This window comes from Coriobacteriia bacterium (assembly GCA_034370385.1).
In the GTDB taxonomy this organism is placed as follows: Bacteria; Actinomycetota; Coriobacteriia; order Anaerosomatales; family PHET01; genus JAXMKZ01.
Map to the genome: position 1 here is coordinate 287,912 of JAXMKZ010000005.1, position 13,747 is coordinate 301,658.

The 13,747-nt window shown below is 65.3% G+C and carries 12 protein-coding genes and 1 tRNA gene; 8 read left to right on the forward strand and 5 right to left on the reverse strand.

The features are described 5' to 3' along the window. Window positions 1-75 precede the first annotated feature (75 nt). The 3 genes from U1E26_02325 to U1E26_02335 all read right to left on the reverse strand — a co-directional run bounded on the left by U1E26_02325 (window position 76) and on the right by U1E26_02335 (window position 4,393). Complete coding sequence (locus U1E26_02325; GenBank protein ID MDZ4168480.1) at window positions 76-3,516, reverse strand: Ig-like domain-containing protein; 3,441 nt, start codon at window positions 3,514-3,516, stop codon at window positions 76-78. 164 nt (window positions 3,517-3,680) lie between these two features. Further along, window positions 3,681-4,100, reverse strand: coding sequence for a type II toxin-antitoxin system VapC family toxin (locus tag U1E26_02330; GenBank protein ID MDZ4168481.1), 420 nt, complete (start codon window positions 4,098-4,100; stop codon window positions 3,681-3,683). Next, entirely contained in the window at window positions 4,097-4,393 is a 297-nt protein-coding gene (locus U1E26_02335; GenBank protein ID MDZ4168482.1) for a ribbon-helix-helix domain-containing protein, read from the reverse strand. Before U1E26_02335 ends, U1E26_02330 begins: the two co-directional genes overlap by 4 nt. Window positions 4,394-4,647: 254 nt before the next feature. On the opposite strand from U1E26_02335, the gene U1E26_02340 reads away from it, so the two are divergent. Both U1E26_02340 and U1E26_02345 read left to right on the forward strand, forming a co-directional pair. Then, window positions 4,648-5,211 carry a 3'-5' exonuclease gene (locus U1E26_02340; GenBank protein MDZ4168483.1) on the forward strand — a complete coding sequence of 188 codons (564 nt, stop codon included), beginning with the start codon at window positions 4,648-4,650 and terminating at the stop codon, window positions 5,209-5,211. Next, complete coding sequence (locus U1E26_02345; GenBank protein MDZ4168484.1) at window positions 5,208-6,230, forward strand: acyltransferase; 1,023 nt, start codon at window positions 5,208-5,210, stop codon at window positions 6,228-6,230. The genes U1E26_02340 and U1E26_02345 overlap by 4 nt, the downstream gene beginning before the upstream one ends. Before the next feature lie 94 nt (window positions 6,231-6,324). Here U1E26_02345 and U1E26_02350 read toward each other — a convergent pair whose 3' ends face one another. Beyond that, complete coding sequence (locus U1E26_02350) at window positions 6,325-8,151, reverse strand: O-antigen ligase family protein (protein MDZ4168485.1); 1,827 nt, start codon at window positions 8,149-8,151, stop codon at window positions 6,325-6,327. Between the two features lie 358 nt (window positions 8,152-8,509). Between U1E26_02350 and U1E26_02355 the strand changes: the two genes are divergently transcribed. The 4 genes from U1E26_02355 (at window position 8,510) to U1E26_02370 (ending at window position 11,175) form a co-directional block, all read left to right on the forward strand. Beyond that, window positions 8,510-9,025: a hypothetical protein gene (locus tag U1E26_02355; protein ID MDZ4168486.1), complete on the forward strand. Its 516-nt coding sequence runs from the start codon at window positions 8,510-8,512 to the stop codon at window positions 9,023-9,025. A gap of 23 nt (window positions 9,026-9,048) precedes the next feature. Continuing rightward, a complete protein-coding gene (locus U1E26_02360) occupies window positions 9,049-9,882 on the forward strand; it encodes an ABC transporter substrate-binding protein (protein MDZ4168487.1) in 834 nt (277 codons plus the stop codon). Window positions 9,883-9,962: 80 nt separating this feature from the next. After that, window positions 9,963-10,622 (forward strand): amino acid ABC transporter permease, encoded by a 660-nt coding sequence (locus tag U1E26_02365; protein MDZ4168488.1) that lies wholly within the window; start codon window positions 9,963-9,965, stop codon window positions 10,620-10,622. Window positions 10,623-10,638: 16 nt separating this feature from the next. Continuing rightward, on the forward strand, window positions 10,639-11,175 hold the full coding sequence (locus tag U1E26_02370) for a hypothetical protein (protein ID MDZ4168489.1): 537 nt from the start codon (window positions 10,639-10,641) through the stop codon (window positions 11,173-11,175). Between the two features lie 61 nt (window positions 11,176-11,236). On the opposite strand, the gene U1E26_02375 is transcribed toward U1E26_02370, so the two are convergent. Beyond that, a tRNA-Arg gene (locus tag U1E26_02375) sits at window positions 11,237-11,312 on the reverse strand. Between the two features lie 349 nt (window positions 11,313-11,661). Here U1E26_02375 and U1E26_02380 point away from each other — a divergent pair. Together U1E26_02380 and U1E26_02385 are read left to right on the forward strand one after the other, a co-directional pair. After that, window positions 11,662-12,666 carry a type IV toxin-antitoxin system AbiEi family antitoxin gene (locus U1E26_02380; GenBank protein MDZ4168490.1) on the forward strand — a complete coding sequence of 335 codons (1,005 nt, stop codon included), beginning with the start codon at window positions 11,662-11,664 and terminating at the stop codon, window positions 12,664-12,666. Further along, a complete protein-coding gene (locus U1E26_02385; protein MDZ4168491.1) occupies window positions 12,657-13,472 on the forward strand; it encodes a hypothetical protein in 816 nt (271 codons plus the stop codon). The genes U1E26_02380 and U1E26_02385 overlap by 10 nt, the downstream gene beginning before the upstream one ends. The last annotated feature ends 275 nt before the right edge of the window (window positions 13,473-13,747 follow it).

The following is a 13,747-nucleotide window of genomic DNA, read 5'->3' on the forward strand; positions in this document are numbered from 1 at the left end:
TCGCCCGGGAGCCGCTGTGACCGAACGCTGGGTCGCCCGTGACTTCGATATCGTCAACTCCCGACCCCCCGCGGCTCAGCGCACCCGTATGTTCTTACCGTACTGAGACCACGCGGCTGCATGCGCGGCGTCCGCGTGGTAGGCGCGTAGCCGCCATGTTCCCTTCGTGAACGAGCTCGTGGCCGAGTAGGTGGAGCGGCCGCGCACGGTGGAGACCCTCGCAAGGATGTAGCCTCCGGCGCGCTGCCACCGCCCACGACCGAGGTAACGCTCGCGGTAGACCTTCACGACGCGTGCGCCATTCGCATGAGCCGGCGAGAGCGTGCCGCGGAAGGTGGCCCGCACGCCCGCCCGCAGACTCGTCGTCCCGGTCGGGGTGCCGACCTTTGCGCGGACCTGCACCAGTACCGGTCCGCTCGTCGAGCCCTCATGCTCCGCGCTGCCTGCGTAGACGGCCCGGTACCAGGTCTTCGTCGACGGGTGCACGGTGAAATCGAACGTGCCATCTGAACCGCTCACCACGACCGTCCCGAACGGGGCGAACGTGAGCCCGTTGCTTGAGCGCTCGATCGTGATCGCCGCACCTGCCAGACCAGTGGCATCAACGGTGATTCGACCGGCGAGCATCGTCAGCTGCCCGTAGGTGATCGTCCGGCCGGCGGACGTGATCGTCGTCTCAGTCGCGCGCTTCGCAAACGGCTGGGTCGAGACGGTGACCGTGCACGGCGCCGAGTACGTGGTCCCATCGCTCGCGCGGTACGAGAACGTGTCCGAGCCCACCCACATCAGGTTCGGGTGATAGGTGAACGCGCCACTCGCGTTGACGACGGCGGTGCCGTGAAGTGGTGGCGAGACCAGTTCGGCAGCGAGCGGATCGCCGTCTGGATCCGAGTCGTTTGCGAGCAGGCCGGGAGCCGGTACGGTGAGCGTCGCGTCCTGCTCGGCGGTGTAGGTGTCCTCGACCGCCAGCGGCGGGAGGTTCGTCGGTGTCGACAGCACAGCGGCCGTCGCGGTGACGGGAAGGCTCCATCCTCCCGTGAGGTCGCGCGAGAATGCGGTGTAGTAGTAGGTCCCGGGTGCAAGCGTCTCGACCCGCGCGACGAAGTCGCCCTCGTACGCCTGGACGCTCGTCGCATCGGACGGACCTTCGGCGAAGCGGAGCGTCGAGCGCAACAGCCGGGTGGCGAGGAAGTCAGGGTCGGTCGGGTTCGACCACGCGACCGTCACCGTCTCACCGTCGGCGCTGGCCAGCAGCCGTTTCGGCGGCAGGGGTGCCGGGTCGGGCACGATCGGCGGTGGCCCCAAGTACAGCAGCGCGTAACGCGAGAAGTGCTCCGGCGAGAAGCTGATGACTTGGCGGTCCGGGTCGATCACGCGCTCCATAATGGGCTGCCATTGCGCCGTGGGCGTGTCGTAGACGGCGGGCAGGCAGACCTCGAGCGGCACGCCCGGAAGAGGCTGCAGTTCCATGCGCAGACTCGGCGATGCGAGGACCGGCATCGGCAGACGGTTGGCGACGGGCACTGACGCCGTTGTGACCGTGTCGAGTTCGGGCATCTGGTTCACGATGTTCACGTTCACGTCGAAGACCTCGGAGCCGTACTGCATGGGACCGCCTGCCGTCATCGGTGCGGGGCGGGCGGGGGCCGGCAGCTGTCGGACCGCGAACTCAAGGGTCGGGCCGGGCGTCTCGGTTGTGCCCGGCATAACGGGCGAGGCGGAGAAGAGCCGTATCGCAGGCCCCATGCCCGAGAGATCGAACGGCGCATCGCCGCTCACCCAGTTGAGCAGACGTGGCGTTCCGCGAGACCCGAACTCGGGGTCGCAGCAGACGTCGAAGAAACTCACGACGCGCGAGCTCTTGTCTTCGCCCTTCTTCGTGTCGCCGTCGATGTCGGTCGCCGTCTGCTCGACGGTCCTGATGAGCGGCGGAAAGACCGCAGGGTCACCCGAGGCGACTATCGACTCTGAACCCGTGAACACCTCGATCGTGTCGATGTCGTCCTCGTTGCGCCGACCGTCGCCGTCGTTGTCGGTGTTCAAGTACGTCACCGCGCTTGGGCCGACCCACTTCGCCAGCTCGGCGGTCGTGGTGCGGTCGTCGCGGTTGCCGAGGTAGTCGGCGAGGCTGGTGGTGTGTCCCCCGGTCGTGGACGGTGGAAGCGGCGTGAGTGCGTCGAGGATGGCCTGCGTGAGGACGCCGTTCGAGATGGGCTCCTCGGCTGCGGTCTCGTCCCACGCTGCCGCCGCGACGACCTCCATGTGGCCCGGCCTCAGAGGTTTGCCGGCGCTGTCCGTGAGCCGCTGCATGTCGTTGACGAAGCTTCCGGCGTGGCAGCAATCGAGGATGACCACGATCGTCACCGACTCCGGGAACCCTGATAGCCACTGGGCGATCGTGTCGTCGCTGATCTCGACGCCGCCTGCCACCTGGATCGTGTCGTCGACGCCGACGAAGTCGTTCTTGTCGCCGTCGCCGTTCATGTCGACGCCGCCGTCGTCACCGTCGACGTCTCCATCACCGTCGGAGTCGCTGCCGGCTTCACGCCACTCGGGCGTAGGAGTTGCATTGCGCCGGCGCACCGTGACCTTCCCGGTGTCGTCCTTGACCACTTGGGTGTCGGTAGCGCCGTCGCCGTCCATGTCGACGGACCGAACGCGCTCGTAACCCGCTGGCGGCGTGGGCATCCTGCTGCCATCGAAGCGCCCGAACTCGGACTCGGGCACGCGGTTGGCGGACTCATCGCCGTTCCCGTCGACGAAGCCGCCGCCCATCTTGCCCTTCTTCTTGTTCCAGCCACCACCGTGGCCCGAGAAGTAGAAGACGAACTCATCACCCGGCTTCGAGGATGCCTTCGCCGCATTGATCGCGGACTGGATGGCGGCCGGGGTCGCCCCCGCGCCTTTCAGCTTCGCCATGTCCGCTGAGTTCCAAGACGGCGTATGGTCGTCGAGTGCGTCGCAGATATCGTCGACGTCCTTCTCGGGGTACTGGAGAGGCCGGTTGTTCACGCCGACGAAGACACCGCGGAACCGCGTGGCCTTCGTGTTGTCGACGACCTTGGACTCGGTCTCGTAGGTGTCGGTGTCCTCATAGCGTCCGTCGCCGTTGACGTCCCACCACACCTCGTCGTAGCGTCCGTCGCCGTTCCAGTCCACGGCGACCTGAGCGCCGCCGCCGGCCAGCGGCGTGACCCTCACGCGCATTCCGGGCCTGCCGCGGGGCGAGCGAAACGTGTTCCCGCCCGTGTTCTCTACCTCGACGCGGTCGACGACACCGTCCTCGTTGTCGTCGTGCCACCACTCGTCGATCAGACCATCGCCGTCCCAGTCGACGCCGAACAGTTCGGGTTTGCCGTCCCTGTCCGAGTCGGCCCATACGGCAATCGTCAGATCCTGACGTGCGGCATGTGCAGCGGGCATCGGCATCAACGAGATGGCGAGGAGCACTGCGATGCAGAGCCTGCCGATTCGTGGACCCATGCCGACAGCCTGCCGGATGCTCGAGATGAGCATGACGAATCACCCCCAAGCGCTCCGCGGCACCCCGGCCGCGGCTGCGGCGACCCCACCGCCGCGATGTGCGGCGACCCCCACGCCGCCGCGCGTAAGGTCACTATTCCCAGCATCAGGGGAGGCGGGTCGCCGTCTGCGGATTTGTGCGCTCGCAGCAGTGCGTGTCAGGCGAGTAGTCGCACGGGGCACTCGGTTACGCGCGCCATCGCGCGGTCAGCGGTGACGAGATCGCAGTCGAGCTGGACCGCGAGTGCGGGGAAGAGGGCGTCGTGGATCGTGAGGTCGTAGGCGAGAGCCAGTTCGAGCGCCTGTGCGAGTAGCGCCCCGTCCAGCGGGACCAGCGCGACTTCTGCTCCCGCGAGCTGTCCCGGAACACGTCGGAGGTACTCGTCGCCCAGCCGGGAGTATCGGAGCCCGTTGAGCACCTCGGTGGGCATGTGAGCCGGCGCCGTCAGAAGCAACGTCCCGTCGCGGTGACCTTGCAGCAACTCAAGGGCCGTGGACACGTGCGACTCGTTCTCGTCGTTGAACCACTTGTACGCGACCGAACTGTCGATGACGTAGAGCGGCCGCGCGGGGCTCATTCCCCGGCTCCCTCACGCGGAGGCAGCCACGGCTCCGGGAGATCACGGAAGCGGCGGATGATCGCGTTGCCATCGGTGCCGGGAGGCATGTGCTGGGCGACCTCGCGCATACCCGCCATCGCCACGCCGATACGGTCGGCACGTTCGAGGCGCGCCTTCTCCTCGTCGAGTTCGATGATGTAACGAGCGGCCGCCTCTTGAACGAAACCGCTGCGTGTCGTACCCGTTTCGGATGCTCTTCGATCGACCTCGGCCAGCAGCTCGTCAGGCACGGATATGGTTGTCTTCGCCATAGTGGTAGTACCTCGTGTAGTATTAATGGTGGTATCGAAGGTAACACCGCCGCCCAAGAGCGTCAAGCGGGTGCGTGAGCGCAGGAGAGCAGTTGTCTCGCCCCGTGCCGTGCGCTGCTGGCCGAGCCCCCGGTGGCGAGGTTGTGGCGAACCCGGCGGCGGGCTCTCGCTGGGCGAGGTCGATGCGGCGCTCGGGCTCTAGACGGCGCGGCGCGATACACTGGGCCGACGTCCGTATCGCCCCGGGAGCCGCCGTGACCGAACGCTGGGCCGCCATCGACTTCGAGACCGCCACGCGCGAGCCGAACAGCGCGTGCGCTTTGGGCGTCGCGCTCGTCGAAGATGACCGGATCGTCGAGACCCTGTCGTGGTTGATCCGCCCGCCGTTCAACGAGTACGAGTTCTGGAACACCAACGTGCACGGCATCAGCGCCGAGGATACCGAGTTCGCACCGGAGTTCGACGAGGTCTGGTGGGAGGTGCGCCAGGTCCTGGAGGGCACGCGCCTTCTCGCCCACAACGCACCGTTCGACATGCGGGTGCTGCGTGCCCTGTTCGAATCGCGCGAGATCGACGCGCCGCACTACGAGTACGCGTGCACCCTCGCCATCGCGAGGAAGGTGCTTCCCGAGCTGCCACGCCACACGCTCGACGTCGTCTGTGACCACTGCGGTATCCGGCTCGTTCACCACGACGCGGCGTCGGATGCCGAAGGATGCGCGCGCATCGCAGTGGACTGCATCGAACGCACGCAAACGGACTCGATCTCGTCCGCGCTCGAACAGCTGGGCGTGCCGTTGCGCGGGCTCCTCCCGTGAGCGGGCATCCACACGGCTCGCATCGGCTCTTCAGCGTCGACGCGCTGAAGGGCTTCGCGATCTCGTGCGTGGTGCTGGGCCACGTGCTGCTGAGAAGCGTGCCCGAGCCCGCCGACAACGCACTCTACCTGCTGCTTTCGGCGTTCGAGATGCCGCTGTTCATGTTCCTGTCCGGCTTCGTGTTGCCGGGGCGGGTGAGGGGCCCTCGGCCGCAATGGGTCTGGCGCCGCGCGGTGAGACTGATGGTGCCGTTCCTGGCCTGGCACGCGATCTTCTTCCTGTCACTGCGGGTGACAACGCTGAATGAGCAGCAGCCGGTCGCGCTGGCCCAGGGGCTTGTCGGCTACCTCGCGCGCATCGTCGTATCGCCTACCGCGGGGCTGTGGTACCTGCCCGCGCTCGTGCTCTGCTCGGCGGTTCTGGCGCTCTTCTACAACCTTGCCGAGCGGCCGTTGACGCTTCTCGCCGCCGGCTGGGTGACGCTGTTGCTGTTAGCGTGGGCGCGCGAGGCGCTGGGGGTAGCGCCTGACTTCGGCCTGCTCAAGACCGTCACCTACTGGCCGTTCTTCGCCGCCGGCTTCACCTGGGGACAGTGGAAGCGCCCGCTGCAGCCCGACCGCCCCTTACTCAAGTGGGTGCCGCTGCTCGCCTACCCTTTGATAGCGGTTCCACTGATGCGGACGATGGGTGTCGCGGGCGCGCTCGCCGGCGGCGCGCTGAAGGTGGTGCTCGGCCTAGCCGGGACCGCTGCCGCAGCAGTGCTCATCGAGTTCGCCGAGCCGGTGGCCAGACGGTTCAGACTCGACGCGCTGGGGCGGCTTACCCTGGGCGTCTACTGCGCTCAGTGGCTGTTCCTGCGCGTGGAGTTCGGCAGCAGCCTGGCAGCAATCGCAGCGTCGTTCGCGTTCACGCTGGCGGGCTCCATCGCGGTCACGCTCGTAATCGGGCGCGTGCCGGTGCTCAAGGGCGTGTTGCTGGGCGAGTGGCCGCGGAAGGCGGCGTCCGCGTCGAGCCGATGACCCTCAACAGCTTCGGGCCCATTCAGACGATGAAGGGCTACAGCGACCAACCCGCTCGGGGCGCCCTTCTCGATCACCCTGACCGGGTGCGGCGTCAGCGCATCTGCCGCACGAAGATGGCGGCCGACTGTGGAAGACCGGACGCGAGCGCGTCGTCGACGTACGAAGCGGTGTCGGAGCGGTGGGTGGTGTAGGCGGCACGTGCGAGTGCGTACTTCCAGACGCCCTCGGACGGACTGGCCTCGATACCCTTCTCGGCGTAGAAGCGGGAAAGCCCCCAGTACTCCTCGGCGGACAGCTCTCCGGCGCGCTGGTACAGGATGTCGAGGGCGAGCAGCGGAATCTCCACCCGGCCGGTCGCCTCAGGGGGGTAGTCGGCCGCCAGCTTCCGAAGCATGTCGACGGCCACTGAGTCGGGGACCGCCAGGCTCCCTCGCCGCTGGATGAGGGTCAGTTCGCTCGTGAGGTAGCTGTAGTCGTCAGTGTCGGACAGCGCTCGCTCGATGCGGCTGATGAGCTCCGGATAGTTTTCGGCCCGTGCGGTGAGCAGCCGTGCGTTCACGGCCGGAACGAGCGCCGCAAGCGAGATCAACGTTGCGACCGCGGCTATCGTCACAGGGACGGCGACGACGGGGGAGCGCCATGAGAGCGAGGGCTTTGGGGAAGAGCCGCGCAACGAGCCGCTGGTGATGAGGCAGCCCACGATCAGGCTCACGCTCAGAAGGGCCAGCGGCTCGGGCCACGACGAGAGCATCGCCACGAACAGCGCGACACCACCGGCTGCGAGCACGCGGACGGAAGCGCTCGAGTGCGCTGCCTCGACCGAGCGGACGATGTGGAGGCCCAGCACCGTTGCGGCCAGCCCGAAGGCGGCCAGCCCGAGCAGCCCCGCTCCCATGAGCCAGGTCAGCAGGATGCTGTGTTGGTCGTAGGTGAGAGAGGCGCCGACGGTACCGTCTGCCATCACGTCCCACGTGATGATCGAATCGAAGGACCCGGGGCCCGCGCCCATGAGCGGATACTGAACCAGTCTCTCGCCGGCATGGTTCCAGATGGCGAAGCGACCGCTGAGGAGTTGATCGACGCGGCTGAAGGCATCGGGACCCAGAATCCCGCTCCATGCCGCGGAGACCACCCCGAACCCGACGCCGAACAAAGCCAGTGCAGCGGCGGACACGAGGCGAACGGCCCGGCTCGGGCCGGTGTGTCCGCTTTCAAGGATCCCGTAGGCGGCAACGCCGATGACGATGCCGAGCAGGGCGGCGCGCGATCCGGCCGCCAGAATCGCCGAGAACTGCAGGAGCGCGAGAAGGATGTAGCCGAGACGCACTCGCGCATCCTGGTTCTTGCGCAACGCGAGGCTCACGGTCGCGGCGATCGTGAGCGTGAGCACTTGGCCCAGCGAGTTGGGGCTGTCGAACAGAGCCATGGCGGCGGCCCCGCTCCGCTCCTGATAGGTGGCGAACAGTCCGGCCGACTCGAAAAGCGTCCACAACGCGGCGAGACTCCCCAGCCACACGAGGACTCGTACCACCCGCATCAGGTCGCGACCGTCAGCGGCCGCGACAGCTACCCAGAACCATCCCAGCGCACACGCCCACAGAACCCAGCCCTGCCACATGGGGCCCCCGCCGAGCAGGGCCTGAGCCGGACTTGCTGTCCGCAGGGAGGTGATCAGCATGAGCAGAACAGGAAGCGATGCGACGGCGAGCAGCTGGATGCGCTCTCGGTCGAGCCGCAGGCGGGTGAGCGCCCAGGCAAAGAGGGGGATGGCGAGCGCGGCGGCCATGAACTCCGAGCCGAGTGTGGGTGCGTTGAACCTCTGCGCGACCGCATCGCCGACCCAGACCAGCACGAGAGCCAACGGCAACATGACGGCGGCAAACCGCCGCCCGGGTGACTGCGTGTCGGGAGCCTTCATCGGGGTTGATCTCCATGAGGATTACGATGGCGCGCAATGGCATCGCGAACGAGCAAAAACCGCGCCACTGGACGAAGGCGGGATTCTCAGCAAACGGGCGCTAGAACACAAGGTGGGAGAGGGGGACACACCTTCTCCCACCTGCGGTTATGTGTTGTGAGACGCGAATGCCACGTAGCCGAGCACAGCGCACAGATCGGAGTTCCCGGCTTCGATGAGGCGCTGCATCTCGGCTAGGGATCTTGCGGACGGACCCGGTAACCAGCGTGGGGTCGCTCTTGATGTATAAGTTGCTCGCATGTCTACTATCACGTAGGATTATCTCGTTCACTTGATCTGACTTCCGGGGGAGGAAGCCGTGCCAGCTCGGGGACGTGCCGTCGCAGTGGTCGCTCACTGCCATCTGAATGCGAACACCAAGGTCCATGGCCTTGCCGATTACGAGGGTGCACGTCGTGACGTCGTGGATTCCCTCATTCAATGCGGGGTCGGCATCGTCCAGCTGCCCTGCCCCGAGGCCACGTATCTCGGTCTTGCGCGGTGGGGGATGACGCGCGAGCAGTACGACGTCGCATCGTACCGACGTCATTGCCAGAAGCTCCTTGAGCCGATCGTGGAGATACTGCTGGCCCTCAAGGCGGACGGCTGCACCATCGAAGCGGTTGTCGGCGTCGACGGCAGCCCAAGCTGCGGTGTCAGCCGCACCTGCGTCGGCTACGCCGGCGGAGAGATAGCGGCGCTGTCTGACACGGGAATCCCACAGGCCTCTGAGGCGCCGAAGCCAGGCGTCTTCATTGAGGTCCTTCAGGCGCTGATGGGTGACGCGGGGCTGGATGTTGAGTTCCGAGGTGTGACAGAGCACCTCTCAGGATGAAGACCAGACGAAAGGACTATGGCATGAGGAAGACCTGGATTGCGATGCTTCTTGTGACGAGCCTGATCATGGCGCTCGCCTTGACCGGGTGCGGGGGGGAGTCGACCGATGCCGCCCAGCCGGCCGAGCCCGCTGCTGCAGCGGACGACTCGCTGACGAAAGTCATCGACGCCGGGCAGCTGGTGGTGGGCCTTGCCCCCTTCTACGCGCCCTTCGAGTCGACGAACGAGAAGACCAAGGAGATCGAGGGCTTCGACGTCGATCTCATGAATGCGATCGTGGCGAAGATGGGGGTCAAGGCGACCTTCAAGCCGGCTGAGTGGCAGGCGCTTCTGGGCGGCATAGAGAAGGGCGACTACAACCTCATCTTCTCGGCCATGTCCAAGAAGGAAGCGGCAGAAGCCAACGTTGAGTTCTCAGATGTCTACTACCAGCTCCCGGACGTGATCATCGTCGCCAAGGGCAACCCCGCGGGCATCACCGACAAGGCGGGTCTCAAGGGCAAGGTCGTCGGCGTGCAGCTTGGCTCCGGCTCGGAGCAGATCGCCGACAACCTCACCGACGAGGTTGGCTTCAAGGAAGTCAAGAAGTACAAGCTGACGCAGGACGCCATGAACGACCTCAAGGCCGGGCGCATCGAAGCCGTGCTTGCCGGGCAGGCGTTCGCCGTTGAGCAGAGCAGGGTCGATCCGAGCTTCGATCTGGTCGGAGAGCCGCTCGAGACCGCCGACCTGGTGGGCGTGTTTCCTAAGGGTGACACGGCGCTCGTCGAGGCATTCAACGCTGCGCTGGCCGAAGTCCGGGCCGACGGCACCTACGACAAGCTGCTCGCGAAGTGGCTCACCGTCCAGAAGTAGCCGAACTCGTCGGGCGTTTCACGCTTCAAGGGGGCGGCGGATTGCGGGCCGTCCCCTTGACGCTCTCATGAGGGAGTCTCGTGCAATCATTGCAGTGGCAAGTGGTCTTGGACTGGATGCCCGAACTGATGGTCGCCGCCACGGTGACGATCAGGATCACCGCCATGTCCTTCTTGCTGGCACTCGTGATCGGCACATTCGTCGGCACGGTTCGCAGCCGCACGAAGTGGCTCGGTCGATCCCTGTCCGTCTACGTGGAGCTCTTTCGCGGGACGCCGTTGCTGGTGCAGCTCTTCTTCATCTACTACGGGCTCGCCCAGGTAGGGGTCGTGATGCCAGCGACCGTGGCCGCTGTCGTCGGACTTGGGCTTAACGGCGGCGCGTATGTCTCGGAGATAGTCCGGGGAGCATTGGCCGGCGTCAGTCGGGGCCAGCACGATGCCGCGCATGCTCTGGGAATGCGCTGGTGGCATACGCTTCTGTGGGTTGTGTTGCCGCAAGCCCTGCGCACGGCGACGCCGCCGCTGGTCAACTCCTTCTCATCGATGCTGAAGGACACCTCGCTGGTGTCGCTGCTAGCGATCACCGAGATGATGAACATCGCCAACCAGGTCTACTCGCGTACGTTCCGAGCCTTCGAGATATTTGCTGTGGTCGCCCTGATGTACCTGGCTATGACGCTCGTGTTCTCGATGACCAGCCGGGTCTTGGAGCGGCGGCTTGCGGTGGGCCAAACGTAAGTGAGTCGCGACGGCAGTGGGCTTCAATCGGGATACGGACACGCCTGGCCCCTCACCACCGTTCGGTCTAGCCGCCGCGCTGGTCGAGGCTCGTTCCCATGCAGACTCCCAGCTTGCCGCGCGCGTCAGCACGCTGGCGAAGTCGCGCGAGGTCGAGGTCGCGCTCCTGTTCGAGATGCGCGAGCCGGAGTTCGGGATCCTGCTGATGGTATCGATCACCGTCGCTGTGGCCGCCGCGATCTTGGTAGGAGTGTGGTTGCGCTGGTACCGAAATCGTCGGGTAGCCATCCTCACTGCTGAGCTTGAGAGCGCACGTTGTGCGATGTACGCCGAGCTCGGTGAGAAGCGATCGGCTGCCATAAGCCGGCTGACGCGGACGCTGGTCGGCGTGATGGAGCGACACTACCCCGGGGCGGCCGTGTCTGAGATCGAAGCGGCGACCGGACTGCGGGTCGACACGACCGAACTGCTCGCCGGCGAGCGGGACGATGTCATCATCGCGTTCGCCGAGCGGCACCTCAGCGCAGACCCTGTCTGCGCGAGCGATCTGTAGGACATCGCGGAACGAGAAAGGCCAGCGAAGCAGATACGCCCCGCCGGCCTTCGTGTATGTGTGGTGCCCCCGGCACGATTCGAACGTGCGACACCAGGTTTAGGAAACCTGTGCTCTATCCCCTGAGCTACGAGGGCGGTTGTGCATTCCTGCAGGTCGGACCCAGCGTTTGCTCGTGCTGTCAGTGCGCTGCGGCGAGTCTGGTTACCGTGTAGGTACCGAAACCAGATCCACAGGAGCCATCCGCCAAGCCACGAGCGTTCGTATTGTAGCGTTTGACGGGCGCCTTGGGGGTCGTTGTCTGGCGACGGGCATCGCCGTCGTCGCCGACTCCAGCGTCAGACGACCCGGACGGTGCAGGACTTGACCCTACGGGACTTTCACTGATAAGCTGTGTTTCACCAAATGGTGAAAGAGGTTATTACAGTGAAAGAAGCCGAACTCCTTGAGTCGCTCCCCAGCGCAATCGAATCATGCCTCAGGAACGTGCCGAAGACTAGCATCAAGTCCGTAGAGCGGGAGGTCATCTACCCGGACGGGATGAGTGCAGATCTGGTGGTACGTCTCAGTGTTCTGGGGCGAGAGCGCACGCTGCTGTTCAAGACAAGCGCCGTCGGCCAACCAAAGCGAGCTCGGGAGGCAGTGGATCACCTCAGCCGACTGATGCTCGCGCAGGCCACCCGCGATGCGTATCCGGTGTTTGCGGCGCCATTCATCTCGGATGTCAGCGCTGCAATCTGCCGGGAATCGGGCGTTGGCTTCTTTGACTTGGCAGGGAACTGCTGGCTGTCGCTTGAGGATGTCTACGTCGAGAGGATCTCGCCGCAGAACCCGTACCGTGAGAAACGGGACACAGTCGCACTGTTCACTCCGAAGTCCTCGCGTGTGCTCCGGACGTTGCTGAATGAACCGAAGCGCACGTGGCAGGTCCAGCAGCTGTCAAAGACCGCGGAAGTGAGCATCGGCCTCGTTTCGAAGATCAAACGAGCGCTCGAGGAACGAGAGTGGATTGCCACCGGTTCGGGAGTCATTGAGCTGGTGGAGCCGGAAGCGATGTTGCTGGCATGGGCGGATGCCTACTCATACAAGCAGAACAGAGTGTCGGAGTTCTACTCTCTCGAGTCGGTCGCCGATGCCGAGGTCGCCGTCGCGGCATGGTGCCGAGAGAGTGGCGTGCCGTATGCACTCACCGGCTTCTCAGGTGCGCGGCTGTCGTCTCCACGAGTCCGCTACAACCGAGCGAGCATCTACGTACCTTCCGGAGTCGACAGCCTAGCGCTGAACACCCAACTCAAGTCGGTCGACTCCGGAGGCAACGTGCTGTTGCTCAAGCCGTATGACGAAGGCGTCTTCAGCGGCTCCCAGACCCGATATGACCTCCGCACGGTCTCACCCATCCAGCTCTTCTTGGATGTGAGATCCATGGCTGGCCGTGGCGAAGAAGCCGCCGAAGAATTGCTGATTCGAGAGCTGAGGCCATCATGGCGATAAGCCAGTCCGACTATCCTCCGGATGCAGTTGAGGCCGCAAAGTCGGTTCTTGTAGAACTCGTGCATGTTCTCGGTGAGTACCGCGACGACATGGTCATCGTGGGAGGCTGGGTGCCACCGCTCCTCATGCCCGACAGCACGGGACATGTCGGCAGCACCGATGTCGATGTCGCGCTCAATCATCTGGCTGAGACGGACGAAGTCTATGCGCGAATCAGTGCATCACTAAGAGCCAACGGTTACTACCAGGACGAATCCCAGCCGTTCATCTGGTACCGCCATGTGGAAACTGGCGGCGAGCCGGTCACGGTCGAGGTCGACTTCCTAGCTGGTGAGTACGGCGGCAGAGGCAAGGGGCACCGCACGCAGCGGGTCCAGGACCTGCAACCGCGCAAGGCCCGAGGGGCTGATCTGCTGCTCTTGGGCGCGACAGAAGAGCGACAGGTCGAAGCTCGCCTGCCCGGCGGTGCCATGGACTCAGTCATTGTGAGGGTTGCCGGCGTGGCCCCGTATCTCGTGATGAAGGGCTCGGCGTTGGATAGCCGCATCAAGCAGAAGGATGCCTACGATATCTGGTTCGTCCTGGCGAATTACCCAAGAGGCATCAGTGCTGTCATTGGGGAGTTCGCGCCGTTCCCCGGACACGGGCTGATTGGCGAAATGGTGGGCATCCTGGAGCGCACGTTCGAATCGCCGGCTCACTTCGGGCCGTCCGCCGTCGCGGAGTTTCTCGAACAGATGGACGGGGATGCCGAGATCACCCAACGCGATGCATTCGAGCGAGTCCAGGCACTTCTCGCGGGCTGAGCCCGACGGCCCCAGACGAACGCGGCTGAGTCATCGAAGCCCCTGTCCAGTGCCGGTCGATCCAAAAAGGGCCACTTCGGGTATCACCTTTTTCGAGGCAACGAATCGACTTGGATGACTCCACTTCCGGTGGAGCCACTCATTCGGTTGCCACGTTCGTGGGCGACGAGTATGCTCGCGGGACTGAGTGTTCTGAGTGTGGGGGGATCCACATGTCGGCTCGGCTTGGCGGCGGGCTCCGTCGGGCGGGCGGTGGCGAGCCATCGCCCGTTTGG

Bases quoted from the DNA above. Each gene is read 5' to 3' on its own strand.
- U1E26_02325 (MDZ4168480.1), bottom strand. From the start codon at position 3,516: ATGCTCATCTCGAGCATCCGGCAGGCTGTCGGCATGGGTCCACGAATC.
- U1E26_02330 (MDZ4168481.1), bottom strand. From the start codon at position 4,100: ATGAGCCCCGCGCGGCCGCTCTACGTCATCGACAGTTCGGTCGCGTAC.
- U1E26_02335 (MDZ4168482.1), bottom strand. From the start codon at position 4,393: ATGGCGAAGACAACCATATCCGTGCCTGACGAGCTGCTGGCCGAGGTC.
- U1E26_02350 (MDZ4168485.1), bottom strand. From the start codon at position 8,151: ATGAAGGCTCCCGACACGCAGTCACCCGGGCGGCGGTTTGCCGCCGTC.
- U1E26_02360 (MDZ4168487.1), top strand. From the start codon at position 9,049: ATGAGGAAGACCTGGATTGCGATGCTTCTTGTGACGAGCCTGATCATG.
- U1E26_02385 (MDZ4168491.1), top strand. From the start codon at position 12,657: ATGGCGATAAGCCAGTCCGACTATCCTCCGGATGCAGTTGAGGCCGCA.